23 protein-coding genes are annotated in these 24,820 nt (G+C 54.7%); 8 read left to right on the top strand and 15 right to left on the bottom strand.

Features of this window, described 5'->3' with window-relative positions; genetic code table 11:
- Nucleotides 1-11 precede the first annotated feature (11 nt).
- From L579_RS13825 to pilM, 11 genes are all read right to left on the bottom strand, one after another.
- On the bottom strand, nucleotides 12-689 hold the full coding sequence (locus tag L579_RS13825; RefSeq protein WP_021184837.1) for a phosphoglycolate phosphatase: 678 nt from the start codon (nucleotides 687-689) through the stop codon (nucleotides 12-14).
- The gene (rpe, locus tag L579_RS13830; protein WP_021184838.1) at nucleotides 673-1,356 is read right to left on the bottom strand and encodes a ribulose-phosphate 3-epimerase; all 684 of its coding nucleotides are present in this window, start codon (nucleotides 1,354-1,356) and stop codon (nucleotides 673-675) included. The genes L579_RS13825 and rpe overlap by 17 nt, the downstream gene beginning before the upstream one ends.
- 65 nt (nucleotides 1,357-1,421) lie before the next feature.
- Nucleotides 1,422-2,234: an adenine-specific DNA-methyltransferase gene (dam, locus tag L579_RS13835; RefSeq protein WP_021184839.1), complete on the bottom strand. Its 813-nt coding sequence runs from the start codon at nucleotides 2,232-2,234 to the stop codon at nucleotides 1,422-1,424.
- 96 nt (nucleotides 2,235-2,330) lie between these two features.
- A complete protein-coding gene (locus tag L579_RS13840; protein WP_021184840.1) occupies nucleotides 2,331-3,344 on the bottom strand; it encodes an SPOR domain-containing protein in 1,014 nt (337 codons plus the stop codon).
- A 70-nt stretch (nucleotides 3,345-3,414) separates the two neighbouring features.
- Nucleotides 3,415-4,506 (bottom strand): 3-dehydroquinate synthase, encoded by a 1,092-nt coding sequence (aroB, locus tag L579_RS13845; RefSeq protein WP_021184841.1) that lies wholly within the window; start codon nucleotides 4,504-4,506, stop codon nucleotides 3,415-3,417.
- Nucleotides 4,507-4,544: 38 nt separating this feature from the next.
- Entirely contained in the window at nucleotides 4,545-5,066 is a 522-nt protein-coding gene (gene aroK / locus L579_RS13850; RefSeq protein ID WP_021184842.1) for a shikimate kinase AroK, read from the bottom strand.
- Between the two features lie 380 nt (nucleotides 5,067-5,446).
- Entirely contained in the window at nucleotides 5,447-6,712 is a 1,266-nt protein-coding gene (gene hofQ / locus L579_RS13855) for a DNA uptake porin HofQ (RefSeq protein ID WP_081692783.1), read from the bottom strand.
- Complete coding sequence (locus L579_RS13860) at nucleotides 6,648-7,037, bottom strand: HofP DNA utilization family protein (RefSeq protein ID WP_036626717.1); 390 nt, start codon at nucleotides 7,035-7,037, stop codon at nucleotides 6,648-6,650. Before L579_RS13860 ends, hofQ begins: the two co-directional genes overlap by 65 nt.
- Nucleotides 7,027-7,518 carry a HofO family protein gene (locus L579_RS13865; protein WP_021184844.1) on the bottom strand — a complete coding sequence of 164 codons (492 nt, stop codon included), beginning with the start codon at nucleotides 7,516-7,518 and terminating at the stop codon, nucleotides 7,027-7,029. The genes L579_RS13860 and L579_RS13865 overlap by 11 nt, the downstream gene beginning before the upstream one ends.
- Nucleotides 7,511-8,053: a PilN domain-containing protein gene (locus L579_RS13870; RefSeq protein WP_021184845.1), complete on the bottom strand. Its 543-nt coding sequence runs from the start codon at nucleotides 8,051-8,053 to the stop codon at nucleotides 7,511-7,513. The genes L579_RS13865 and L579_RS13870 overlap by 8 nt, the downstream gene beginning before the upstream one ends.
- Nucleotides 8,053-8,850: a type IV pilus biogenesis protein PilM gene (pilM, locus tag L579_RS13875; protein ID WP_021184846.1), complete on the bottom strand. Its 798-nt coding sequence runs from the start codon at nucleotides 8,848-8,850 to the stop codon at nucleotides 8,053-8,055. Before pilM ends, L579_RS13870 begins: the two co-directional genes overlap by 1 nt.
- Before the next feature lie 231 nt (nucleotides 8,851-9,081).
- Between pilM and mrcA the strand changes: the two genes are divergently transcribed.
- Entirely contained in the window at nucleotides 9,082-11,631 is a 2,550-nt protein-coding gene (mrcA, locus tag L579_RS13880; protein ID WP_036626722.1) for a peptidoglycan glycosyltransferase/peptidoglycan DD-transpeptidase MrcA, read from the top strand.
- An 88-nt stretch (nucleotides 11,632-11,719) separates the two neighbouring features.
- On the opposite strand, the gene nudE is transcribed toward mrcA, so the two are convergent.
- Complete coding sequence (gene nudE / locus L579_RS13885) at nucleotides 11,720-12,286, bottom strand: ADP compounds hydrolase NudE (protein WP_021184848.1); 567 nt, start codon at nucleotides 12,284-12,286, stop codon at nucleotides 11,720-11,722.
- Nucleotides 12,287-12,691: 405 nt separating this feature from the next.
- Here nudE and L579_RS13890 point away from each other — a divergent pair, with 405 nt between their 5' ends.
- The 5 genes from L579_RS13890 to pckA all read left to right on the top strand — a co-directional run bounded on the left by L579_RS13890 (nucleotide 12,692) and on the right by pckA (nucleotide 18,744).
- Nucleotides 12,692-14,833 carry an intracellular growth attenuator family protein gene (locus L579_RS13890; RefSeq protein ID WP_036626725.1) on the top strand — a complete coding sequence of 714 codons (2,142 nt, stop codon included), beginning with the start codon at nucleotides 12,692-12,694 and terminating at the stop codon, nucleotides 14,831-14,833.
- Between the two features lie 53 nt (nucleotides 14,834-14,886).
- On the top strand, nucleotides 14,887-15,555 hold the full coding sequence (gene yrfG, locus L579_RS13895) for a GMP/IMP nucleotidase (RefSeq protein WP_021184850.1): 669 nt from the start codon (nucleotides 14,887-14,889) through the stop codon (nucleotides 15,553-15,555).
- A gap of 13 nt (nucleotides 15,556-15,568) precedes the next feature.
- Nucleotides 15,569-15,970, top strand: coding sequence for a ribosome-associated heat shock protein Hsp15 (gene hslR / locus L579_RS13900; protein WP_021184851.1), 402 nt, complete (start codon nucleotides 15,569-15,571; stop codon nucleotides 15,968-15,970).
- 25 nt (nucleotides 15,971-15,995) lie between these two features.
- Nucleotides 15,996-16,862, top strand: coding sequence for an Hsp33 family molecular chaperone HslO (gene hslO, locus L579_RS13905; RefSeq protein WP_021184852.1), 867 nt, complete (start codon nucleotides 15,996-15,998; stop codon nucleotides 16,860-16,862).
- Nucleotides 16,863-17,121: 259 nt separating this feature from the next.
- Entirely contained in the window at nucleotides 17,122-18,744 is a 1,623-nt protein-coding gene (pckA, locus tag L579_RS13910) for a phosphoenolpyruvate carboxykinase (ATP) (protein WP_021184853.1), read from the top strand.
- Nucleotides 18,745-18,822: 78 nt separating this feature from the next.
- Here the strand turns inward: pckA and envZ are convergent, their stop codons facing one another.
- The gene (gene envZ, locus L579_RS13915; protein ID WP_036626728.1) at nucleotides 18,823-20,181 is read right to left on the bottom strand and encodes a two-component system sensor histidine kinase EnvZ; all 1,359 of its coding nucleotides are present in this window, start codon (nucleotides 20,179-20,181) and stop codon (nucleotides 18,823-18,825) included.
- Nucleotides 20,178-20,897 carry an osmolarity response regulator transcription factor OmpR gene (gene ompR, locus L579_RS13920; protein WP_001157751.1) on the bottom strand — a complete coding sequence of 240 codons (720 nt, stop codon included), beginning with the start codon at nucleotides 20,895-20,897 and terminating at the stop codon, nucleotides 20,178-20,180. Before ompR ends, envZ begins: the two co-directional genes overlap by 4 nt.
- A 491-nt stretch (nucleotides 20,898-21,388) precedes the next feature.
- On the opposite strand from ompR, the gene yjbE reads away from it, so the two are divergent.
- Nucleotides 21,389-21,634 carry an exopolysaccharide production protein YjbE gene (gene yjbE / locus L579_RS13925; RefSeq protein ID WP_021184855.1) on the top strand — a complete coding sequence of 82 codons (246 nt, stop codon included), beginning with the start codon at nucleotides 21,389-21,391 and terminating at the stop codon, nucleotides 21,632-21,634.
- 100 nt (nucleotides 21,635-21,734) lie between these two features.
- Here yjbE and greB read toward each other — a convergent pair whose 3' ends face one another.
- Complete coding sequence (gene greB / locus L579_RS13930) at nucleotides 21,735-22,238, bottom strand: transcription elongation factor GreB (RefSeq protein ID WP_021184856.1); 504 nt, start codon at nucleotides 22,236-22,238, stop codon at nucleotides 21,735-21,737.
- 207 nt (nucleotides 22,239-22,445) lie between these two features.
- Between greB and L579_RS13935 the strand changes: the two genes are divergently transcribed.
- Nucleotides 22,446-24,776 (top strand): Tex family protein, encoded by a 2,331-nt coding sequence (locus tag L579_RS13935; RefSeq protein ID WP_036626759.1) that lies wholly within the window; start codon nucleotides 22,446-22,448, stop codon nucleotides 24,774-24,776.
- Nucleotides 24,777-24,820: the final 44 nt, after the last annotated feature.

The raw sequence follows: 24,820 nt of genomic DNA on the forward strand, positions 1-24,820 counted from the left end.
TATCCTGATAATCACAGCCCGAGTGCGGGCAAAAGTTCGTCAAAAGAGTCGAGTGTTAAATCGGGTTGGCTGCTGGCGATGGGTTCGCCGTAGTTGTAACCAAAGGTCATGCCAATGTTCGGTACGCCTGCTGCCTGGGCTGCGAGGATATCATTGCGTGAATCGCCAACAAACAGCAATTGCTGTGGCAACACACCAAATCGTCCCAGTACGAGGAAAATCGCTGCCGGATGCGGTTTTTTCACTACCACATCATCGCCACCAATAATCAGAGAGAAGTAGTCAGCGATGCCCAGCGAAGCCAGCAGAGGGGCAACAAACGGCGTCGGTTTATTGGTGACGATCGCCAGCGGCAAGCCCTTTTCTGCCAATTTTGCCAGTGTGGCTTTTACCTGGGGGAACAGCGTACTGCCCGCTTCCACGGTTTCGGCGTAATACTTATCGAACAACGTGCGCGCATCACGCTGTTCATTTTCCTGCGGTTCGCGGCCCAGTGCCCAGGTCAGTGCACGGGTCATCATCACATCGGCACCGTTACCAATCCAGGTTGAGGCACGCGCTACACCTGGCGGCGGCAACTGCAAATCACCCAGGGCATGATCGATGGCCTGGGCCAGGCCAGGCGCGCTGTCCACCAGCGTACCATCCAGATCAAACGCCAGAGCGCGAATATCAGTGAAATGAGCCATTTACCTTCTCCAGTTCGCTGCGCATCGCATCGATCACTTTTTTGTAATCGGGGTGACCAAAAATGGCGGAACCAGCGACAAACATATCCGCACCGGCTGCGGCAATCTGACCGATGTTGTCGATCTTCACACCGCCATCCACTTCCAGACGGATATCGTAGCCGCTCTGATCAATGAGACGACGCGCCTGACGCAGTTTATCCAGCGTACCGGGAATGAAAGACTGACCGCCAAAGCCAGGGTTAACCGACATCAGCAGGATGATATCCAGCTTATCCATCACATAATCGAGATAGCTGAGTGGCGTTGCCGGGTTAAACACCAGACCCGCTTTACAACCGTGTTCTTTGATTAGTTGCAGCGTGCGGTCAACATGTTGGCTGGCTTCAGGGTGAAAAGTAATGTAGCTGGCACCGGCTTTGGCAAAGGCCGGGATGAGTTCATCCACCGGTTTAACCATCAGATGCACATCGATCGGTGCGGTGATGCCGTAATCACGCAATGCTTTCAGCACCATCGGCCCCATCGTCAGATTGGGAACGTAGTGGTTATCCATCACATCGAAATGCACCACATCGCCGCCTGCCGCCAGCGCTTTGGCGGTGTCTTCACCCAGACGGGCAAAGTCAGCAGACAGGATTGAAGGGGCCAGTAAAAATTGTTTCATCCGATTCTCCCAATTTTGTGCGCCAGCACGAGCTGGCGTAATGCGTTGGTCGCGGACGAAACAGGCTAGCGGAAAAGCGCCAGCAGTTCGTCAACCTGAGTGCGACCACTTATGCTTCGGCTGATGGAACGCCGGGCTTTAACAACATGTAATACCGCATTCCGATACCACTCACGCGTCAGCAGGGTATCGTGGTTGGAAATTAATACCGGAATCTGATTCTCTTTTGCCAGCTGGGCCGCCAGTTCTGCCAAATGCTGCTGCTCGCGCATACTGAAGCTGTTGGTATGGTAGGCAGTAAAGTTGGCCGTCGCCGACAAGGGCGCATACGGCGGATCGCAGTACACCACCGAGCCTTTGTGTGCGCGGTTCAGAGTAACATCGTACGATTCGCAGACAAAAGTGGCTTTTTGCGCCCGTTCAGCAAACCACAGCAGTTCCGCTTCAGGAAAATAAGGTTTGCGATAACGGCCAAAAGGCACATTAAACTCACCGCGCAAATTGTAGCGGCACAGGCCGTTATAACCGTGACGATTGAGATACAGAAACAGCAAGGCGCGCTGATACACATCACGACTGGCGTTAAAGGCCACCCGCTGCGCGTAGTAGAACTCTGCGTTGTTGACTTCCGGTGTGAATAACTTACGCGCATCGTCGATAAATTCCGTGGTGCGGGTTTTGACGATGTTGTACAGGTTGATCAGGTCACTGTTGATGTCAGCCAGATGATAACGGTCATAATCCGTGTTGAGAAACACAGAGCCGGCACCAACAAATGGCTCAATCAGGCAGTCGCCTTGCGGCAAGTGACGACGAATGTCATCAAGGAGCGGGTATTTCCCTCCGGCCCATTTCAGGAAAGCGCGATTTTTTTTCATGCTGTCGTGGTTATTACATCTTAATTATTGGCTGTGGCGGTACCGACAGCAGCTTTGCGCTTAAAACGGGGCCACAGTGACGCGGCCCCACAATGATTACTCGCTTTCTTTTTTCACCTGGCTCAGGGGTTTCACCCACGGGTTCTGCGCGCGCACTTCGGCAGGCAGCGAAGAGACTGCACGTTTGGCATCTGCGGGGGTAGCGTAGGAGCCACTTACCAGCACATACCAGGGCTGACCATTACGGGTGGTTTTATACACATGATAGCCGCTCAGATTCTGTTTCTTCGCCCAGGCATTCAGGCTTTCCGCTTTCGAAGCGCCACTCAGCTGCAACGTATAGTTACCGCCAGGCAGAGACTTACTGGCTCCACTGCTGACCGGTGCGGCGTTATGCGTGACTGTCGACTGCGGTTTGCTCTCGCGTACGGCTGGCTTGCTGGCCGTCGGGGCTTTATGCGTTGGGGTATGGGTTTCACGCTGGCTGCTGGCACGCGGCTTTTCTTCACGCGCGATCGGCGGGGAAATGGCTTTACCACTGCCGCTTACCGTCGCGGGAGCCGTAGGCAATGAACTGTTGCCCTGCGCACCCTGTGCTGCGCTATCCACCTGGCCCTGCTGATTATTCAGTGCAGTATTGAGATCGCCTGGCAGGGTCACGCGTTGCTGATTCGCCGGCGTGTCTACCGGTGCAGCCTGCGTCGGCGTCGATGACACAGGAGGCATAGAGATGGATTGTGAGCCGTTGTCAGCGGTTGGCGCATTCGCGGCGGGTTGTGACGCGCTGCCTTCCGGCGCTGGCGTCGTGTTCTGCTGGCCGCTCATGGAGGTGGAACCGGAGAGATCAATATTCTTTTCCGCGCCGCCAGAAGCCGGAGCTGGGCTGTTACTTCCTGCGGTATTCGCTGGCTTGCTTTCATCCGGGCCGTTCAGTGCCGAACCAATACCCAGTACCAGCAATAACAGAACCAGAATCCCGATGCCCATCATCATATGCTGACGGGAAACCGGTACTTTTACTTTTGGCGCAGACGACGATTTGCGGGGCCGTGTGGGGCGACGGTCACTGGCATCAGGTTTTAACTCGTCTTCCGGTTTAAACTCATCCATTTAGCCTCCTCCGTAAAACGGCACGCATCCGACGCGCCGCATCACCACTCTTTTCTTTACCCGGCGGGTATTATAATGATTTCTGACAATCGTTAATTGCAGCCAGCACCATATCATGTGCTACGCCTGCACGCACTTCAGAGCGACCGATAGCGAGAGGCAGCACCAGACGCAGTTCGCCCGCCAGTACTTTTTTATCACGCATCATATGCGGCAAATACTCTTCCGCCGCCATGCTTTCCGGACCATGCACCGGTAAACCGGCACGCAGCAACAACGCAATAATGCGATCGGTATCCGCCGCACTGAACTGACCAAGACGTTCAGCGGTACGCGCAGCCATCACCATGCCTGCGGCAACCGCTTCACCGTGCAGCCAGTTGCCGTAACCCATATGGGCTTCAATGGCATGACCAAAAGTATGGCCCAGATTCAGCAACGCGCGCAGACCTGTTTCACGTTCATCAGCGGCCACGACTTCGGCTTTCAGCTCGCAGCAGCGGCGAATACAGTAAGCCATGGCTTTTTCATCCAGCGCCAGCAGAGCATCAAGATTTTGCTCCAGCCACTGGAAAAAATCACCATCAAGAATGATGCCGTATTTAATCACTTCCGCCAGGCCAGACGCCAGTTCACGCGGCGGCAGTGTGGCAAGGCAATCGGTATCAACCACCACGGAGGCAGGCTGATAAAACGCGCCTATCATGTTTTTGCCGAGCGGATGGTTAACGGCGGTCTTACCACCAACGGAAGAATCCACCTGAGAAAGCAAGGTCGTCGGTACCTGAATAAAACGCACGCCGCGCTGATAGCTGGCCGCAGCGAAACCGGTGAGATCACCAATCACACCACCGCCCAGCGCAATCAGCGTGGTATCGCGGCCATGCGGCTTCTGCAACAAGGCGGTAAACACCTCATCCATCACCGCCAACGTTTTATACTGCTCACCATCGGGCAGGATCACCTGATCCACTTTCACCCCTGCTGCACTCAGCAGTGCCGACAGCTTCTGCAAATAGATCGGCGCCAGCGTCTGGTTGGTGACCAGCATCGCATTGTCACCGGCTTTCAGCGGCCAAAAAGAAGCCGGATCGTTAAACAGCCCGGCAGCAATGGTGATGGGATAACTACGATCCCCGAGCGAGACAGTGATCTTCTCCATGATGACCGATACCTATGACTTAGCCCTCAGGCGCTGGATCAACTTTTTTCCAGCATATTGATGATCTGATTTGCCACTACTTTTGCACTTTGATCGTCAGTGCGGATAGTGACATCAGCGATCTCTTCATAAAGCGGGTTACGTTCGTCTGCCAGCGCTTCCAGTACTTCACGCGGCGGCGAGTCAACTTGCAGTAATGGGCGCTTTTTATCACGCTGCGTACGAGCAAGTTGCTTTTCGATGGTGGTTTCGAGGTAGACGACCACACCGCGGGCGGAGAGACGATTACGGGTTTCTCGGGATTTGACGGAACCGCCACCGGTAGCCAGCACGATGCCCTGCTTCTCGGTCAGTTCATTGATAATCTTTTCTTCACGATCGCGGAAACCCGCTTCGCCTTCAACGTCAAACACCCAGCCCACATCCGCTCCGGTACGTCGCTCAATTTCCTGATCGGAATCGAAAAATTCCATATTGAGTTGCTGAGCTAACTGACGACCAATAGTGCTTTTGCCGGCACCCATCGGCCCAACCAGAAAGATATTGCGTTTCTCTGCCATTTTGTCGGTATTACTAAGAATTCGTTGATGATACCCCGCGTTCAGCTTTAGCTGGCGGGACAGGAACTGAGACCTCATGAGCGTTAGCAAGAGTCAGACGAAAAATTATCTCAACACTCATGGCCGTTTGGCAACCGAATAAATTGCCCCCGGCGACCTCATAACAGGACCGGTCTGTGGTTCGCGAGACGGTAACGCACCTCCGCAACCCCTTTAGACCTCAGGGTATATGTTCATTTGGCGTCAGTATCGCTTGTGACTGACGCCCATCGGGAGATTTTTTGTCGCGTTCCGTTACACCGTTTAAAAATCGCTAAACCTTGTAAGCTAATTCCTGTCCTGCGTCAACGCAGTTGGCATCACAGAGCGAATTTTCCTCTTTATCCGGTTGTAAGCGCTGCTTCCCTGACCAGTCTGGGGGTAATGAAGATCACCAGTTCCTTTTTCTTCCGCTCATCCGTTTGATGACGAAAAAGATTTCCCACCACCGGTAACTGACCCAGCCAGGGGACGCGATTTTCGTTTTGCGCCCGCTGCTGCTGAAAAATTCCCCCCAGAGCCAGGGTTTCACCATCACGCAGCGTGACCTGGGTGTCGATTTCCTGCTTATCAATACTTAAGGTTTGATGCTCACCCGTGTTGATACTGCGGCCCGGCATGTTCTGGCTCAGGCGAAGTTTTAACTGAATACGGCCATTGCCCAGTACTACCGGCGTCACCTCCATACCCAGGACCGCCTCCTTAAATTCGATGGCAGTCGCGCCGCTGTTACCGGATTTCACCTCATAAGGAATTTCCGTTCCCTGTTTAATGGTGGCGGTTTGCTGATGCGAGGTAAAAAGCCGTGGGCTGGCGATGATTTCAATCTGGCTTTCCTGCTCCAGCGCACTCAGCTCAAGATTGAGCAACTCACCTCCCACCTGTCCCAGTGTCACCCCCATGCGAAAGGCGGGATTACTTACCGCCAGCGGAATCGCCAACTGCGGATTACGCAGGGCTTGCGTGACCTCTTCCGCCGGTGAAATCCCCCAATTCACCCCCAGCTCGCGCAAATGCTCCTCGCTGATGGTCACGATATGGGCTGATAACTCGACCTGCTCCAGTGGCAGGTCCAACGCTTTGAGCCAGCTTACGGTGTTCTGCAACGCCTCGGGCGTGTCGCGCAGCAACAAACTGTTGGTGCGGCTGTCCACGGTGACACTGCCGCGCGAGGTCATTAGCGAGCGCTCGGTTTGCAAGCTACGTGCAGCATCACTGGCATTGGCGTAATAAAAAGTGACCGTCTGCTGTGTCAATGCGATGTGTTGCTGTTGTTCCTCACGTTCCGCCTGGATTTTTTGCGCCTGCCACTGCTGCCAGCTTTCCGGATAAACCAGCAGCACGTCTTCTTCCTGTACCACGCTCAGTCGCGCCAGTCGGGCAACCAGCGCCAGAGCACGTTGCCAGTCGACATTTTCCAGCCGTAGGGAGAGCCGCCCTTCAACCCCCGGAGCAATCAGCAAATTGGTTTGCTGATAATCCGCCAGCGCCTGAAAAATGTTTTCAACTGGGGCATCGTCAAAAACCAGACTCAATCTCTGTTCACTGGCGTGCAATGGCACGTTCAGACACAGCACCACCAGCATCCATAGCGTCTTCCGTGACATAGAAACCTCCTTTTATACGAAACTGTATTTGCTGTGGCGAACAACTCTGTTCAGCCAGCAAAAGTAATGAGCGTGCCGTGAGGTGTTGCACACGCCAGGGCGTCTGGGGCAACTGCATCTGTTGCTCCAATCTGACATTTTTACCCTGTGGTGAGCGCAGCCAGGCAACATAGTGATCAGGGATACCGACGATGCCTTGCAACCGCCACCCTTGCGGTGGAGCTATTGTGGACTGGCAGAATACAGGTGCCATCGGTTGGAAAGGGTCCCGCGCCAGTACCGCTGGACTGCCCAACAGGAAACACAGCAGCACGCTAACCCTCATCGCGGCTCTCCAGCCAAAGTTGCGTCATCAGCGTTCCCTGATCTGCCTGAAGTTGAAAACGTTCCGGCACGGGCAACGCCGTATGCGCCAGTTCAGCAAACAGCGGCGTAAATTGCTGCCAGTTCAGTTTGAGGATAATATGCTGTGGCTGGCTTTCCGGCTGCCAGGCTTCCAGTTGCGTTCCCCTTGCCGCCAGTAGAGTTTCAAGTAATTGGGGTGGACTGAAGGTGGCAGGTTGTTGCAGCTCGCTGATCTCAACCAGCAACTCAGCAACGGGCGGATGCAACGCTAGCCGTTGCAAGCGCTGCTGCTCAAGTTGTGCCTGCTGCACCAATTGACGCTCTTGCCCGGCACGCATCTGTTGTTGCGGCAATAGCACCACCAACCACCCCAGTGCCAAAACCAGCAGTGGCAACGCCAACAGCAAGGCGGCACGCCACGGTAGCGCCAGATGCATCAGGCGCTGAAGCCCTTCATTCACCTTTCACCTCCACCACCTGTGCACGTAAGGTAAAACGGTAATGACCATCTGGCTGACGCTGCACGTTCCCCTGACGAATCCCCGGGAACAGTGGCACTTTCGCCAGCAGGCGGCGAAAATCGCCAATCGCAGCCATGCTCGACGCCAGCCCTTCCAGCACCAGTTGCCCTTGCCTGCGCTCCATGCGGCTCAGCCACAACGTTTCCGGCATCAGTTCGGGTAATTGCTGCCAGAACTGCTGCCAGGCCAGATGCTGCAATTGCCGCGTCTGTTGCTGGCGTTGCGTTTGTATTAAAGCATCACGTTGCAGCAGCAACCGCTGTTGATCACTCAGCTGTTGATCAAGCTCGCCAAGTCGTTGTGCGAGTTGTTGTTGCTCAGCCTGGTGCTGCTGACTGACGAGATATCCGCGCCAGCCACACAGCAGTAAAATCAGCAGGCTGATACCAAAACCACTCGCCAGGAACATCAGGCTCTGTTGACGCTGACGCCGCCACTGTTGGAGACGCCAGGGAAGTAGATTAACCGTCAGCATCAGGCATCCTCCGGGCGTAATGCCAGACCGAGCGCCAGGGTGTAATCCCCTTCGTTGTCCGGGAGGGGTAACTGCAAATAATGCAGCAGTGAAAAGGGCTGAACCGCGGTGAATCCCGTCATGGGTGTGGTACTTAACGCGGATTCCATCTCTGGAAATGTCGCTTGCAAATACGCCAGAGAGAGGGGTTCCGTACTCGCCCCCGAAGTAGCCGTAGAGCCTGCCAGATACCACAGCCAGTGGTCGGTTAATGGGTGAATCAATAATTGCTGATGACGCAAAGGTAAACGCCATGCCACCTGTGCCAGTGCGAGGTTGTTTAATTCGAACACATCAGGTTGCAATCCGGCCTGCTGCAATGGTTCGAGCCATTGCGTGATCACTTCACGCCGTGCCGCAGTGATGCATAACTGGGTTGATGCGGAAGATGCACGATAATCCAGAGCCAACGATGCCGGTTCTACCGGGAATAAGCGCTGCGCCGATGCCTGAACATAACGATTTAGCGCCGGTTCACGTAGCGTGACGTCAGGTAGCGGCAACGAGCGTTGCAGAACCAGCTGTGGCGGCAAGCCAACGCGCAATGAATATCGGCCTGGCAACTGACATCGCCACTGCTTCAACGCCGCCAATAACGCGGGGGATGACTGGAGCACGCCATTTTTCAACGTATCTTCAGGCAGCGTCTGCTGTTGCCAGGACCTGAGCTGCCAACCCAGGCGGCGGCGCTGGATCGCCACCGCACAAAATTTCCCATTCTGAATATCCAGGCCAATTTGCCAGCGCTGAAAAGCCATGCGCGCGATCTCCTTATCGTTAGAGGTAAATAGCCGAAATATCTCGTGTCCTCGGAGGGGCGCTGCTGCCTAAACTCTCAGGTTAGCCGTCAGGGGCCAGTGCGCCTGTCTCAAAAGTCGTCCCCTGGAGGACTTGAAGTATGCCGGGTATATCAAAGCGTCAGGCTTGCCTTTATACTACCGCGCGATTGTTTATAAACTGCCCAAACGACAACAGATGGGAAATCTCAGGTGAAGTTCGTAAAGTATTTATTAATCCTTGCAGTGTGTTGCATCTTGCTGGGAGCCGGCTCGATTTATGGTTTGTACAAATACATAGAGCCGCAGTTGCCCGACGTGAACACATTAAAAGATGTGCGCCTGCAAACCCCGATGCAGGTTTACAGTGCGGATGGCGAGCTTATCGCCCAGTACGGTGAAAAACGCCGTGTGCCGCTCACCCTGCAACAAATGCCGCCTGAGCTGATCAAAGCGTTCATTGCCACCGAAGATAGCCGTTTCTACGAGCATCATGGCGTTGATCCAGTGGGTATTTTCCGTGCTGCCAGCATTGCGCTGGTGTCCGGCCATGCCTCTCAGGGTGCCAGTACCATTACCCAGCAGCTCGCACGTAACTTCTTCCTCAGTCCGGAACGCACACTGATGCGTAAGATTAAGGAAGCGTTTCTGGCGATTCGCATCGAACAGCTGCTCAGCAAAGATGAAATTCTCGAGCTGTACCTCAATAAAATTTACCTCGGTTACCGCGCCTACGGCGTCGGTGCTGCCGCTCAGGTCTATTTTGGCAAGTCAGTCGATCAACTGTCGCTGAGTGAGATGGCGATGATTGCCGGTCTGCCGAAAGCGCCCTCCACTTTCAACCCGCTTTACTCGCACCAACGTGCGTTGGCGCGTCGTAACGTGGTGCTGTCGCGTATGCTGGATCAGAAATACATCACCCAGCAGCAGTATGACGACGCTCGTAACACCCCGCTGGCGGCCAGCTATCACGGCCCGGAAATCGCCTTTGCTGCACCTTATCTGAGTGAGATGGTGCGTCAGGAAATGGTGAAACGTTACGGTGACAGTGCCTACGAAGATGGTTACAAGGTCTACACCACCGTGACGCGTCGTTTACAGGAAGCGGCACAGCAGGCGGTACGCAATAACGTGATGGCGTATGACATGCGCCACGGTTATCGCGGCCCCACCAACGTGTTGTGGAAAGTGGGTGAAGCCAGTTGGGATAAAACCCGCATTCAGAATGCCCTGAAGGACCTGCCGCTGTATGGCCCACTTAACCCGGCGGTTGTCACCAACGTCAGCAATGATGAAGCCAGTGCGATGCTGAAAGATGGCAGCAGCGTGTCACTGACGATGGCAGGTGTGCGCTGGGCGCGTGCTTACAAATCCGACATGCTGCAAGGCCCTACGCCGCGTAGCGTGTCGCAGGTGTTGCAGACGGGTCAGCAGATTTGGGTGCGCAAAGTCGACAACGACTGGTGGCTGGGTCAGGTACCTGTGGTGAACTCCGCACTGGTGTCGCTCAATCCTGAAGACGGTGCGGTTCGCGCGCTGGTGGGTGGTTTTGACTTTAATCAGAGCATGTTTAACCGCGCTACCCAGGCACTGCGTCAGGTCGGTTCCAACATTAAACCGTTCCTGTACACCGCAGCGATGGACCGTGGTCTGACACTGGCGTCAATTCTCAACGATGTCCCAATTTCTCGCTGGGATGCGGGTGCCGGTACCGACTGGCGACCGAAAAACTCGCCACCAACCTATGACGGACCGATTCGTCTGCGCCAGGGCTTAGGCCAGTCGAAAAACGTGGTAATGGTGCGTGCCATGCGTGCGATGGGCGTTGATTACGCTGCACAGTATCTGCAACGTTTCGGCTTCCCGGCGCAGAATATTATGCATACCGAATCGCTGGCGCTGGGTGCAGCTTCGTTCACCCCAATGCAGGTGGTGCGTGGCTACTCGGTGATGGCAAACGGTGGTTTCCTGATTGATCCCTATTTCATCACCAAAATTGTGAATGAACAGGGGACCACGGTGTTTGAAGCCAAACCGAAGATCGCCTGCCCGCAGTGCAATCTGCCCGTGATTTATGGCGACACGCAGAAATCCCTCGCCCTGAACGAAGAGAGCGTTGAAAACGTTGCGGTGTCTAATCAGGCGCAAAACCAGACCGTGCCGCAGCCTGAGCTGGAGCAAGTACCCGCTCAGCCGCAACCGGCAGGCGACCAGCAGTATGCGCCGCATGTGATCAACACACCGTTGTCGTTCCTGATTAAAAGCGCCCTGAACACCAACATCTTTGGTGAACCGGGTTGGATGGGAACGGGCTGGCGCGCCAGTCGTGATCTGAAACGTAACGACATCGGTGGCAAAACCGGTACAACCAACAGCTCGAAAGACGCCTGGTTCTCCGGTTATGGTCCAGGTGTGGTGACCTCGGTCTGGATCGGCTTTGATGATTCACGCGCGCTGGGCCGCACCACCGTTTCCGGTGCTATCCCGGACCAGATTTCTGGCTATGAAGGTGGCGCGAAGAGTGCGCAACCGGCATGGGATGCGTATATGAAAATCGCGCTGGATGGTGTGCCGGATCAACCGCTGACACCACCTGATGGCGTGGTGACAGTGACCATTGATCGCAGCACCGGCAAGTTAGCCAATGGCGGCGGTAATTCGCGTCAGGAGTATTTCATCAACGGCACCCAGCCGACGGAATACTCGGTGCATGACGTGGGCACCACCATCATGGACAACGGACAAAGTCACGAATTGTTCTGATCGAAAAAGCCGGCATAATTGCCGGCTTTTTTATGGTCATCGAATAAAACTGGCGCGATAAATCGCGCCGCTACAGATGACACCTTCATCAATAAGTCAGACGCCCCTGCTTTACCAGCCACTCGCGCACCATAAACAGCGCGCTGACATTACGGGCTTCGCGAAAATCAGGCTCATCAAGCAACGCCAATAGATTATTCAGCGGCCAGCGACGCACAATCAACGGCTCAGGTTCATCCCCTTCCAGCTTCTCTTCATACAAGCCTTCCGCCACCACAATGTTCATTTTGCTGGAGAAATAAGAGGGTGCCATGGTCAGTTTGCCAAGCGTTTCCAGTTTAGCGGCACCGAACCCCGCTTCTTCTTTTAACTCGCGATCCGCCGCTTCAAACGCGCTTTCACCGGGATCAATCAACCCTTTGGGGAATCCCAGCTCATAGCTTTCCAGTCCAACGGCATATTCCTGAATCAGGATTACGTCATCGCCAAGAATCGGCACAATCATCACCGCCTCGCGTTCGGACGGTTTCATCCGTTCATACACCCGTCGCGCGCCATTACTGAAAGCGAGATCGACAGCTTCAATGGTAAATAACCGGGAGCGAGCCACCGTCTCGACGTTGAGGATGTCAGGTTTTTTCTGTGGAGTTTTCATATCAACCTCAAACTTTACACAACCTTGTGATGCGATAATGCCAGCATCGGCACAGCATACCGAAGCCCAAACAATTGTGCGACAAACAGCGCAGGTAAACTATGCTGTCATATATTTGCTAACGGGTACTAACAACATATTGTTATTTCTGCATTAAAATTCTCACAATAAGTCAATGACAGGAGGGGAAATTCAGAAAATACCGATATTTAATTGAGTGGAGTCTCGATAACATTCCTGTAAGGAATAATCTAATAATTTATAATTCAATGATTTTGCGCGTTATTTTATCTGACATTTCACTTGTCAGAATGACATCAGCTCGCCAAAATTGACCTGTATTGATCATTCATCGGGAGCAGATCGTTAACGTGAAGGCAGTTTTTTGGCTGAACTGAGCAGAGCATGAGCACAATTATCATTATTTTAGCCATTGTGATGGCTTGCTCCATGCTCGCGGGCATAGGTTATTGGTACGCTATGCGGCATCGTCCGCCGTTGGCGAAACCTCTGCCGTTCATTAATCCGCCCTACCGAAAACTCACCGATGAAGAACGCGCTGCCGTTGAAAAGTATATTGCCGCCCTGACAAAACAACGTCAGCAGCCCGTATCCCGGCCAGGTAAAAAGCAGCAGGAACCGGAAGGCCTGACGCTGACCGCGCAAAGTAATAACGTCTACCCCGTCACCCGCGCCATCACCCGTTATGGTTTATCCACCGATGATCCACAAAAGTGGCGCTACTATCTGGATGCCGTCGAAGTTCATCTGCCACCGCTGTGGGAACAGTACATTGCCGATGAAAACTATGTTGAACTGATCCGCACCCAGACCATGCCGCTGGTCATTTCACTCAATGGCCATTCCCTGGTGAATTACGTGGTCGAGCAACCCGCCCTGCCTCCGCTGGTGCGAACCATGTCGACCAACGCTTCGATTCGCAAAGAAGAGAGTGAAAATGTCGAGTTACTTCGCGTACGTAAAGAGACATCGGAAGAGTACCAACTGTCACGCCCCGATGGCACCCGCGAAGCCGCCACCATCTGTTTCGCCTTTTTGTTGTTCTTCCTCAGTCTGATATTGCCCGGCAGCATGATGATCTGGATGGTTCTGCTGGGTAGCGCCTTAATCGCCGTCAGCCTGTGGTTCCTGTACCGTTTCCCTGGAGAAAATGGCCTGCGCGAGGTGCACTGTCTGCGCGGCGCACCGAAACGCTGGGGTTTGTTTGGTGAGTCAAATCAGGAACAGAGCAACATCTCGCTGGGCATTATCGATTTGATCTATCCGTCACACTGGCAGCCCTATGTGGCGCATGATTTAGGCCAGGTCACGGATGTCGATATTTACCTGAATCGTCAGGTGGTGCGCCAGGGACGCTTTCTGTCGTTACAGGATGAAGTTCGTAACTTCCCGGTACAGCGCTGGCGCAAGAATCTGGTACTGGCCTGTGGTTCGCTGCTGGTGTTGGTGATGTTGGTAAGCTGGATACCTCTCAGCATGCCGATCAAACTCAGCCTTGCCTGGGTCAAAGGCACCGAAAGCCTGGAAGTGAATAGCGTCGATAAACTCAATGCGATGCCACTGCATATTGGTGACAGCCTGAAGGTCAGCGGCACCGGCATGTGTTCTGTGCCCGGCAACTATCAAAGCAATCGCAGCTACGCGTTTATGCCGTTCGACTGCTCCGCTATTTACTGGAACAACGCCACACCGCTGCCACAACCGCAGTCCGATATTATCGATAAAGCAGCCGCACTGCTCGACACCACTACACGTCAGCTGCATCCCGAAACCAATACCGATCCGAAACTCAATCCGCAGCTCGCCTCAGCCATTCAGAAATCGGGGATGATTTTGCTGGATGATTTCTCCGACCTGGTGTTAAAAACCCAGGACCTGTGCAGCCAGCAGCAGGATTGCGTGCGCCTGAAAAACGCGCTGGTCAATCTGGGTAATGCGAAAGATTGGGATACATTGATTCATCGTGCGGATTCTGGTCGCCTGAATGGCATGAACGTGTTGCTGCGCCCGGTTAGCGCTGAAGCGTTGGAAAACCTGGTTAACACCGCTACCTCCACCTTCTTCTCGCGTGAAACACGCCGCGCAGCGGAAAACCTTAACAGCCCGCCACCGGGTGGTTTTCTGATCATCAGCGATGAAGGTCGTCAGTTGGTCAATCAGCCACAGCCATCCGTTCCCTTGTTTGATCTGGATGCCCCCTCGCAATGGCGCGAGCTGCAACATATGTCCGGCATGCTGCTGCACACCCCCTTCACCGCCAGCGGTATCATTACCAGCATCACCACCGATGCCAATGGCACCCGTCATATCGCGCTGCATAATGAACCAGATGCCCTGGCACAGTGGCGCTATCTCGGCACCGCCTTGTTGATGGTGGTCCTGGCTGGTTGCGCATTGATTAATGGGCTGCTGGCGATGCGTCGCGTCCATCGTAATCGCCTGCGGATGGCCGAGATTCAGCAATACTACGACAAATGTTTTAACCACAATCTCAGTACTATGCAGAGCGTGCGCTCACTGTTCTGAGCCTTTCCCTTCTGTGCTACCCTGTCGCCCTGTTTTCAGGGCGGGGAAAAAACATGCAAGTTACGCTTAACTGGACCGGTATCGATACCGTGCTGCTGGATATGGACGGCACCTTGCTCGATCTCGCTTTTGATCGCCACTTCTGGCTGGAACATGTCCCGGAAACCCTGAGCCGCCAGCGCGCCATCACGCTGACCGAAGCGCATCAACTGATTCGGGAAAAATATCACGCCGTTGCGCATACGCTAAACTGGTACTGTCTGGATTATTGGTCGCAGGAACTGGCATTGGATATCCGCGCCATGACCTTCGCACAGCGCGATCGCGCCGCTTTGCGCGAGGATACGCTGCCGTTTTTGCAGGCTCTGCGTGCGGCAGGAAAACGTACCATCCTGCTGACCAATGCCCATCCTTACAATCTGGACGTCAAACTGGCGCAGACCGGATTGGCTGCCCACCTTGATTTATTACTTTCTACCCATACCTTTGGGTATCCGAAAGAGGACCAGCGTCTCTGGCAAGCGGTACAGCAGCAAACCGGCTTCAATAATGCCCGCACGTTGTTTATTGACGACAGCGAACCGATTCTGGATGCCGCAACGCGTTGGGGCATCGGTTGGTGTTTAGGCGTCAGCAATCCGGATTCAGGCCGGCCGGATCAATCTTTCAGCCGTCATCCGGCAGTGCGAGATTATCGGGAGCTACTGGAGACGCTGCGTTAAATCAGGAGCCGCAATGAAAGAAAAAATCAGCGAAGGCGTGCGCCTCGACAAATGGCTGTGGGCGGCGCGCTTTTACAAAACCCGTGCCATCGCACGCGAGATGATTGAAGGCGGTAAGGTGCATTACAACGGCCAGCGCAGTAAACCCAGTAAGCTGGTGGAGCTGGATGCAGAGCTGACGCTACGTCAGGGCAATGATGAGCGCACCGTCATTATCACCGCCATCAGCGATCAGCGCCGCCCGGCCACTGAAGCCCAGGCGCTGTATGCTGAAACGGCTGTCAGCATTGAGAAACGGGAAAAGCTGGCGCTGGCACGCAAGATGAACGCGCTCAGTATGCCGCACCCGGATCGCCGCCCGGATAAGAAGGAGCGCCGCGATCTGATGAAATTTAAATTGTCGGGCGATGAATAACTCGCGCCCCAACGAGAGAAAACCTATGTCTGTTCAAGATCAACTGCATCGTTATCTGTTTGAAAATGTGGCCGTGCGCGGCGAGCTGGTGAATGTCTCCCAAACCTGGCGCGACATCGTGGAAAACCACGACTACGCTGAGCCGGTGAAAAACCTGATGGGCGAACTGCTGGTGGCCACCAGCCTGCTGACCGCAACGCTGAAATTCGAGGGTGATATTACCGTGCAGTTGCAGGGCGATGGCCCGTTGTCGCTGGCAGTGATCAACGGCAACAACCGTCAGGAGCTGCGCGGCGTGGCTCGCGTGAAGGAAGAGATCGCCCCTGGCAGCAGCCTGAAGCAGATGGTTGGCAATGGTTATCTGGTGATCACCATCTCCCCGGAGAAAGGTGAGCGTTATCAGGGCGTCGTCGGTCTGGAAGCCGATACGCTGTCCGGTTGCCTGGAAGATTACTTTATGCGTTCTGAGCAGTTGCCGACTCGCCTGTTTATTCGTACCAATGAAAAAGGTGCCGCCGGTATCCTGTTGCAGGTACTGCCAGCCCAGGAACCGCACCTCGACGACTTCAACCATCTGGCAACCCTGACCGAAACCGTGAAAAGTGAAGAGTTGATCGAGATGTCTGCGACTGACGTTCTGTGGCGTCTCTACCACCAGGAAGAAGCGACGGTGTTCGATCCGACCACAGTCAGTTTCAAATGCACCTGCTCACGCGAACGCTGCGGCGAAGTATTGAAAACGCTACCGATTGAAGAGGTCGATGAGATCCTCGAAGAAGACGGTGAGATCGACATGCACTGCGACTACTGCGGCGCACATTACGTTTACGATGCGGTCGATATCGCAGCCATCCGCAATACGCCGACGGGCAGCAGCGATCAACTGCATTAAGGGTTATCCGGGCGGCCAGCCGCCCTTTTACATCCCCTTCATTTTCAAAGAAATTACCTTCTTTTCCCTAACTTTAGTTTCATAAGTGGCATATTTATCCGCTTAACACGCCCTGAGTCGCATTTCTGACTGACAAGCCTTTCCCACCCTGCCAACTCGGGTACACTGCGCGCGATCATCCTCGGCCCCTGACCGGGCCGACCTGCAGGATCATCTTTCATAATTACAAATAGAACAGACCCCGATGAGGAGCATTCACATGCGCGTTAACGGCCTGACATCGCACGATCTTGCCGCTTTGGGCATCAATGGCACTACGGAAGTGGTGTACAACCCTGATTTCGATACTCTGTTTCAGGAGGAAACGCGCCCCGAACTGGAAGGTTTTGCGCGGGGCATCCTGACGCAAAGCGGGGCTATCGCTGTCGATACCGGTATTTTCACCGGTCGATCCCCCAAAGATAAATACATCGTGCGTGATGACACCACGCGCGACACGTTGTGGTGGAACGACACCGGCGAAGGCAAGAATGACAACCAGCCACTCTCAACAGAAACCTGGCAGGCGCTGAAGCAGTGCGTAACTGAACAGTTATCGGGCAAGCGTCTGTTTGTGGTCGATGCATTCTGTGGTGCCAATCCGGATACGCGCCTCAGCGTGCGCTTCGTGATGGAAGTGGCGTGGCAGGCGCACTTTGTCAAAAACATGTTTATCCGCCCGAGCGACGCAGAGCTGGCAAAGTTCACGCCCGACTTCGTGGTGATGAACGCCGCCCAATGCACTAACCCGAACTGGCAGGCTCAGGGGTTGCATTCAGAAAACTTTGTCGCCTTTAACCTGACCGAACGCATGCAGTTGATTGGCGGTACCTGGTACGGCGGTGAGATGAAGAAGGGCCTGTTTGCCATCATGAACTATCTGCTGCCGCTGAAAGGCATTGCCTCGATGCACTGCTCAGCCAACGTGGGCAAATCCGGCGATGTGGCGGTATTCTTCGGCCTTTCTGGCACAGGAAAAACCACGCTGTCGACCGATCCGGATCGTCAGTTGATCGGTGATGATGAGCACGGCTGGGATGATGACGGCGTCTTCAACTTTGAAGGGGGCTGCTACGCGAAAACCATCAATCTGTCGGCCCAGGCCGAGCCGGAGATCTATAACGCGATTCGCCGTGATGCGTTGCTGGAAAACGTGGTGGTATACGGTGATGGCAGTGTCGATTATGCCGACGCCAGCAAAACCGAAAACACCCGTGTCTCCTATCCGATTGAGCATATTGAAAACATCGTGCGTCCGGTTTCCAAAGCGGGCCATGCGAAGCGGGTGATTTTCCTCACCGCCGATGCCTTCGGGGTGCTGCCGCCAGTCTCGCGTTTAACACCAGAACAGACGCAGTACCATTTCCTGTCAGGCTTTACCGCCAAACTGGCCGGTACGGAACGCGGCGTCACTCAGCCGACCCCCACCTTTTCTGCCTGTTTTGGTGCCGCATTTCTCACCCTGCATCCAACGCAGTACGCCGAGGTGCTGGTAAAACGTATGGAGGCAGCTGGCGCACAAGCGTATCTGGTGAATACGGGCTGGAACGGCAGTGGTAAACGTATTTCGCTGAAGGAGACGCGCGCCATCATCAATGCGATTCTGGCGGGTGAACTGGATGATGTGGAGACGCAGACGCTGCCGATCTTTAATCTGCAAATCCCCACCACCCTGGCCCAGGTGAGCGACGAGATTCTGGATCCTCGCGCCAGCTGGTCCAGTCCGAACGCATGGCAGGAAGCGGCACAGGATCTGGCACAGCGTTTTATCAACAACTTCGAAAAATACACTGACAACGCTGCCGGGGCCGCGTTGGTGCAGGCGGGTCCACAACTGCCGTAAAACGTACTCGTAGCGACGCGATTCATCGCGCACGTTGACAGTAAAGGTCAAAGGCGCGCGATGAATCGCGCCGCTACGTCAGACGTTATGGTTGCTGTTGACCAGCGCGGTTCCGGTTCCCGGTACGGGCAGCCAGGCGCGAATACGCAGGCCCCCGCGCTCGCTGACACCAATCTCCAGCGAGCCGTCATGCGCATCAATAATACGTTGCACAATCGCCAACCCAAGACCGGTGCCGCTGGTGCTTCGGGCACTGTCGCCGCGAACAAAAGGCTGGAACAGATGCTGCAACTGTTCCGGCTTAATCCCCGGACCGTCATCTTCGACCTGGAACCAGGCGCGATTCAGCTCCTGACCGCTGCTGACTTTAATCCAACCATTGCCGTAGCGTGCCGCATTCACTACCAGATTCGCCACCGCCCGTTTAATCGACAGCGGATTGATATCCAGTATCAACTCCTCTGGCATCACCGCGTTCTCAATCTCACGCTCGTAGCCACTTTCCGCTGCAACCACTTCACCCAGCACGCTATTCAGATCGGCGCGCTCAGTCTGCATTTCCTGGCCGGTACGCAGATAGTCGATAAACTGCTCGATAATCGCATTGCACTCCTCGATATCTTTGTTGATCGACTCCGCCAGATAGCCATCTTCCTCGCTCATCATCTCGGTGGCGAGACGAATACGCGTCAACGGGGTGCGCAGATCGTGGCTGACACCCGCCATCAGCAAGGTGCGGTCATCGGCTAATTGCTTCACACCCGCGGCCATCTGGTTAAAGGCCCGTGTCACCGAACGCACTTCGGATGCGCCATACTCGCGCAATGGAGGGGGAATAATTCCTTTACCCACCTGCAAGGCGGCATGTTCGAGGTCAACCAGCGGTCGGTTCTGAATCCGGATAAACAGCCAGGCTCCACCTATCGCCAAGAGCATAATCGCCAGCGTGTAGCGGAACAGCGGTGAAAAATCGCCCTGGTGAATTTCGGTCAACGGCACGCGAACCCAGATATCGGGAGACAACCAGGTTTTAAGCCACACCACCGGGGAGTTTTTATTTACCTCAACCCGCACATCAGTTGGCCCGCCAAGCTGCTGCGCCATCTGCTCACTGAGAAACTCGTAATGCTGTGCCCAGCGCAACCCACTCTCTTCCGCGGCCGCATTGGTATACAGCGAAATGCCCAGTTCACGATAGATTTCACGCCGGAAGGCCGGTGGCACCTCCAACTGGGTACCATCCTCCAGTTGCAGGCGGTCCGTCATCAGCATACGAACTTCATAAGCGAGGACTTTGTTGAACTGCTGCAAACTGGGAAGAATGGCGAAATTGAGCACCACCAGATAGGTCGTTACCAGGCTGACGAACAGCAAGGTAACGATCAATAACAGGGTGCGGGCAAACGAACTGCGAGGTGAGAAGCGCAATCGCCTCATGCTTTACTGCCGTCCGGAACGAAGACGTAGCCAAGACCCCAAACGGTCTGAATGTAACGCGGATGCGCCGGATCTTCTTCTACCATGCGGCGCAGACGGGAAATCTGCACGTCGATAGAACGTTCCATCGCGCTGTATTCACGACCACGCGCCAGGTTCATCAGCTTATCGCGGGACAGCGGTTCACGCGGATGGCTAACCAACGCTTTCAGCACAGCGAATTCCCCACTGGTGAGCGGCATCGGCTCATCTTCACGGAACATTTCACGCGTACCAAGGTTCAGTTTGAATTTACCAAACGCAATCACCGCTTCTTCCTGAGACGGCGCGCCCGGCAGTTCATTGGCCTGACGACGCAGCACGGCACGGATACGCGCCAGCAGCTCACGCGGGTTGAAAGGTTTCGGAATATAGTCGTCAGCGCCGATTTCCAGCCCAACGATACGGTCCACTTCTTCCCCTTTCGCCGTAACCATAATGATCGGCATCGGGTTGCTTTGGCTACGCAGGCGGCGGCAAATTGACAGGCCATCTTCGCCCGGCAGCATCAGGTCAAGGACCATCAGATGGAAAGATTCGCGGGTTAACAGACGATCCATTTGCTCGGCGTTGGCAACGCTGCGCACCTGAAAGCCCTGTTCGGTGAGATAGCGTTCGAGCAACGCGCGCAAACGCATATCATCATCGACGACCAGAATTTTGTAGTTCTCTTGCATGTTCAACTCCCAAAGGCGCCATTGCCTGAGCCAATATTGTTAAAAAAAGATGCCTTACAGTGACAGTCATTAATGGTTTATATTCTAGCCGAAATTGTTACAAAGCATATTAAACAGCAGCTTATCTTTAATTTCACCGCATAATTGTGGCGCATTTCGCGCTTTTTGCTCGGCTGATCAATATGTTTAAGGGATCTCTGAAAAATCAGCGCATTTTATGATTGTTGCTGGCTCTGCCTTCCTGACGGCCTTTTTTGTACACATTCCTGTTGAGAATAGGCCATCGAACCCTGCCGGGGGGATAAAATGTGGCGTTTGTTTATTACGCCGCCCTTACGCTCTCGGATGAATCCCACCTCGAATATGAAATAAAGACCATCATTAAATAAAGCAATAAAAATCAATCATTAACAACCGCTTTCTTCTCCCGACGCAATCTCCGACACTGCCCTCATGGCGGGTGAAATTGCGTTCATGTGGAGAGAAAGAAGATGAAAAAAATCGCCGTTCTGCTGGGCATATTGATCCTGACGGGCTTCACCCAGGCTAAGGCCGCAACTGCCATCGGTGAAGCCGCCGGTACGCAGGCATCCACAAACGCAAAAGGCACCTCAGAAGCGATCGGGGTTGGTGCCCTTGCCGCATTACTGGGTGTTGCCTTAGCCTCCGCAGGCGGCGGAGGTCATGGCACCAACACCTCGACTTCGACTACCACAACCACGATGCCCGCTAAGTAATGAAATCAGGCGCGGCAGGAACGCGGCGCCTTCCCTGTTGTTTACCAGCCCTTTCGCCACCGGAGAATAAGTGTCACCCCCGGCTTTCTTACAAAAGCTATTATTCTCCGCCTCTTTTTTCTTCCGCGTCTCGCAGATACTCGATACGGTTCACAAACCACAACTTTTGACCTTCCGGCGTATTCACCGTCACTTCGTCATCGACTTCTTTCTTGATCAAGGCGCGCGCCATTGGCGAATCAATCGAGATGTAATCCTTTACCTCACCATAAATTTCATCCGGGCCGACAATACGAAAGCGTTTTATTTCGCCCTGCTCATTCTCCACCTCGACCCAGGCGCCAAAGAACACCTTCCCCTCCTGTTGCGGGGCGTAATCGACGATCTTCAGCTCTGCCAAACATTTGCGCAGATAGCGCACGCGGCGGTCGATTTGCCGCAGCAGACGCTTGTTATAGGTGTAATCGGCATTTTCCGAGCGATCGCCCAGGCTGGCGGCCCAGGAGACAATTTTGGTGATTTCCGGACGCTTTTCATTCCACAAATGATCGTGCTCAGCGCGCAGTTTGTTATAGCCCTCGCGGGTAATCAGTTGGGTTTTCATAGCGTCAACTCGTGATACAGGTCTGATTTAGCATAGTGGAGGCTAACAATATGCGACCAGCCGAACATCAGCAAGGTAAGCGCGATGTTCTGCGCGCCGCATTCAGAAAATGACGGATTCACCTGCCGCCGTCTGGCAATTTTCAGCCTCAGCCCGTATAACTGTCCCCTGTTTCTTAACCCCGTGTAAGCAAGACAGTAACTGATGATGAAAGATTCGCTGAGCCAGATTATCGCAAGTGAGCTGAAGGCGCGTGACGAACAGGTTGACGCAGCCATCCGCTTGCTTGACGAAGGGAATACCGTGCCGTTTATCGCGCGCTATCGTAAGGAAGTCACCGGCGGACTGGATGATACCCAGTTGCGTCAGCTGGAGAGCCGTCTTGGCTATCTGCGTGAGCTGGAAGAGCGCCGCCAGTCGATTCTGAAATCTATCGACGAACAGGGCAAACTCACCGCCGACCTCGCCAGCGCCATTAATGGCACCCTCAGCAAAACTGAGCTGGAAGACCTTTACCTGCCGTATAAACCGAAGCGTCGCACCCGTGGACAGGCAGCCATTGAGGCCGGTCTGGAACCGCTGGCCGACACGCTGTGGCAAGACCCGTCGCACGATCCTGAGCAACTGGCTGCCGGCTATGTCGATGCCGACAAAGGTGTCGCCGATGTGCGCGCCGCGCTGGATGGCGCACGCTATATCCTGATGGAACGTTTCGCCGAAGACGCCACGTTGCTGGCAAAAGTGCGTGATTATCTGTGGAAAAACGCCCACCTGGTTTCCCGCGTGGTTGAAGGCAAAGAGGAAGAAGGTGCGAAGTTCCGCGACTACTTCGATCATCACGAAGCACTCAGCACCGTGCCTTCACACCGTGCGCTGGCGATGTTCCGTGGCCGCAATGAAGGTGTGCTGCAACTGTCGCTGAATGCCGACCCGCAATTTGACGAAGCACCGCGCGAAAGCCACGGTGAAACGCTGATTGCCAGCCACCTGAATCTGCGTCTGAATAACGCCCCGGCAGACAGCTGGCGTAAAGCGGTAGTGAGCTGGACGTGGCGTATCAAGGTATTACTGCATCTGGAAACTGAACTGATGGGCACCGTGCGCGAACGCGCCGAAGATGAAGCCATCAACGTCTTTGCCCGTAACCTGCACGACCTGCTGATGGCGGCGCCGGCAGGCATGCGTTCCACGATGGGCCTCGATCCCGGCCTGCGTACCGGTGTGAAAGTGGCGGTGGTCGATGCCACCGGCAAACTGGTCGCGACCGATACCATCTATCCGCATACCGGACAGACCGCCAAAGCGGCGACCGCTGTCGCAGCGCTGTGCGCCAAACATCAGGTTGAGCTGGTGGCGATTGGCAACGGCACCGCATCGCGTGAGACTGAACGTTTCTTCCTTGATGTGCAGAAACAATATCCGCAGATCAAAGCGCAGAAAGTGATTGTCAGCGAAGCCGGTGCTTCGGTCTATTCCGCCTCAGAACTGGCCGCGTTGGAATTCCCGGACCTCGACGTCTCGCTGCGTGGTGCGGTTTCCATCGCTCGCCGTTTGCAGGACCCGCTGGCTGAGCTGGTGAAGATCGATCCCAAATCTATCGGTGTCGGCCAGTACCAACATGACGTCAGCCAGAGCCAACTGGCGAAGAAACTGGATGCGGTGGTGGAAGACTGCGTGAACGCCGTGGGGGTTGATCTCAACACCGCCTCGGTGGCGCTGCTGACCCGTGTGGCCGGTTTAACCCGCATGATGGCGCAGAACATTGTCAGCTGGCGTGACGAGAATGGCCGCTTCCAGAACCGTCAGCAGTTGCTGAAAGTCAGCCGTCTCGGCCCGAAAGCCTTTGAACAATGCGCAGGCTTCCTGCGTATCAATCACGGTGACAACCCGCTGGATGCCTCCACCGTCCACCCGGAAGCTTATCCGGTGGTTGAGCGCATTCTGGCAGCCACCGAGCAGGCGCTCGGTGAACTGATGGGTAATCCGGGTAGCTTGCGGAATCTCAGCGCGCGTGATTTCACCGATGAGCGCTTCGGTCTGCCTACCGTCACCGACATTATCAAAGAACTGGAAAAACCAGGCCGCGACCCACGTCCTGAGTTCAAAACCGCGCAGTTTGCAGAAGGCGTGGAGACACTCAATGACCTGTTACCCGGCATGGTGCTGGAAGGTGCTGTCACCAACGTCACCAACTTTGGCGCTTTTGTCGATATTGGCGTGCATCAGGATGGCCTGGTTCATATTTCATCGCTGTCGGATAAGTTTGTCGAAGATCCGCACCAGGTCGTCAAAGCCGGTGATATCGTCAAAGTTAAAGTGATGGAAGTTGACCTGCAACGTAAGCGTATTGCCCTTACCATGCGTCTGGACGAGCAGCCGGGCGAGAACAATGCGCGCGGTGGTGGCAACCGCAGTGCCGGTAAAGAGTCGGCACGCCCGACACAGGCGAATAAGGGACGGGCCAAACCGGCCAGTCAGCCTGCCGGTAACAGCGCAATGGGTGATGCACTGGCTGCCGCTTTCGGCAAAAAACGCTAACCCCTGCCTTAAAAAGCGCGGTGGCCGCCAGGCCATCGCGTACA

The organism is Pantoea sp. AS-PWVM4, assembly GCF_000468095.1.
Lineage (GTDB): Bacteria > Pseudomonadota > Gammaproteobacteria > Enterobacterales > Enterobacteriaceae > Pantoea > Pantoea phytobeneficialis.

What these genes read in the sequence shown, in the direction of transcription:
- L579_RS13825 (WP_021184837.1), bottom strand. Translation starts at nt 689, where the DNA reads ATGGCTCATTTCACTGATATTCGCGCTCTGGCGTTTGATCTGGATGGT.
- rpe (WP_021184838.1), bottom strand. Translation starts at nt 1,356, where the DNA reads ATGAAACAATTTTTACTGGCCCCTTCAATCCTGTCTGCTGACTTTGCC.
- dam (WP_021184839.1), bottom strand. Translation starts at nt 2,234, where the DNA reads ATGAAAAAAAATCGCGCTTTCCTGAAATGGGCCGGAGGGAAATACCCG.
- L579_RS13840 (WP_021184840.1), bottom strand. Translation starts at nt 3,344, where the DNA reads ATGGATGAGTTTAAACCGGAAGACGAGTTAAAACCTGATGCCAGTGAC.
- aroB (WP_021184841.1), bottom strand. Translation starts at nt 4,506, where the DNA reads ATGGAGAAGATCACTGTCTCGCTCGGGGATCGTAGTTATCCCATCACC.
- aroK (WP_021184842.1), bottom strand. Translation starts at nt 5,066, where the DNA reads ATGGCAGAGAAACGCAATATCTTTCTGGTTGGGCCGATGGGTGCCGGC.
- hofQ (WP_081692783.1), bottom strand. Translation starts at nt 6,712, where the DNA reads ATGTCACGGAAGACGCTATGGATGCTGGTGGTGCTGTGTCTGAACGTG.
- L579_RS13860 (WP_036626717.1), bottom strand. Translation starts at nt 7,037, where the DNA reads ATGAGGGTTAGCGTGCTGCTGTGTTTCCTGTTGGGCAGTCCAGCGGTA.
- L579_RS13870 (WP_021184845.1), bottom strand. Translation starts at nt 8,053, where the DNA reads ATGCTGACGGTTAATCTACTTCCCTGGCGTCTCCAACAGTGGCGGCGT.
- pilM (WP_021184846.1), bottom strand. Translation starts at nt 8,850, where the DNA reads ATGGCTTTTCAGCGCTGGCAAATTGGCCTGGATATTCAGAATGGGAAA.
- nudE (WP_021184848.1), bottom strand. Translation starts at nt 12,286, where the DNA reads ATGAAAACTCCACAGAAAAAACCTGACATCCTCAACGTCGAGACGGTG.
- L579_RS13890 (WP_036626725.1), top strand. Translation starts at nt 12,692, where the DNA reads ATGAGCACAATTATCATTATTTTAGCCATTGTGATGGCTTGCTCCATG.
- yrfG (WP_021184850.1), top strand. Translation starts at nt 14,887, where the DNA reads ATGCAAGTTACGCTTAACTGGACCGGTATCGATACCGTGCTGCTGGAT.
- hslR (WP_021184851.1), top strand. Translation starts at nt 15,569, where the DNA reads ATGAAAGAAAAAATCAGCGAAGGCGTGCGCCTCGACAAATGGCTGTGG.
- hslO (WP_021184852.1), top strand. Translation starts at nt 15,996, where the DNA reads ATGTCTGTTCAAGATCAACTGCATCGTTATCTGTTTGAAAATGTGGCC.
- pckA (WP_021184853.1), top strand. Translation starts at nt 17,122, where the DNA reads ATGCGCGTTAACGGCCTGACATCGCACGATCTTGCCGCTTTGGGCATC.
- envZ (WP_036626728.1), bottom strand. Translation starts at nt 20,181, where the DNA reads ATGAGGCGATTGCGCTTCTCACCTCGCAGTTCGTTTGCCCGCACCCTG.
- ompR (WP_001157751.1), bottom strand. Translation starts at nt 20,897, where the DNA reads ATGCAAGAGAACTACAAAATTCTGGTCGTCGATGATGATATGCGTTTG.
- yjbE (WP_021184855.1), top strand. Translation starts at nt 21,389, where the DNA reads ATGAAAAAAATCGCCGTTCTGCTGGGCATATTGATCCTGACGGGCTTC.
- greB (WP_021184856.1), bottom strand. Translation starts at nt 22,238, where the DNA reads ATGAAAACCCAACTGATTACCCGCGAGGGCTATAACAAACTGCGCGCT.
- L579_RS13935 (WP_036626759.1), top strand. Translation starts at nt 22,446, where the DNA reads ATGAAAGATTCGCTGAGCCAGATTATCGCAAGTGAGCTGAAGGCGCGT.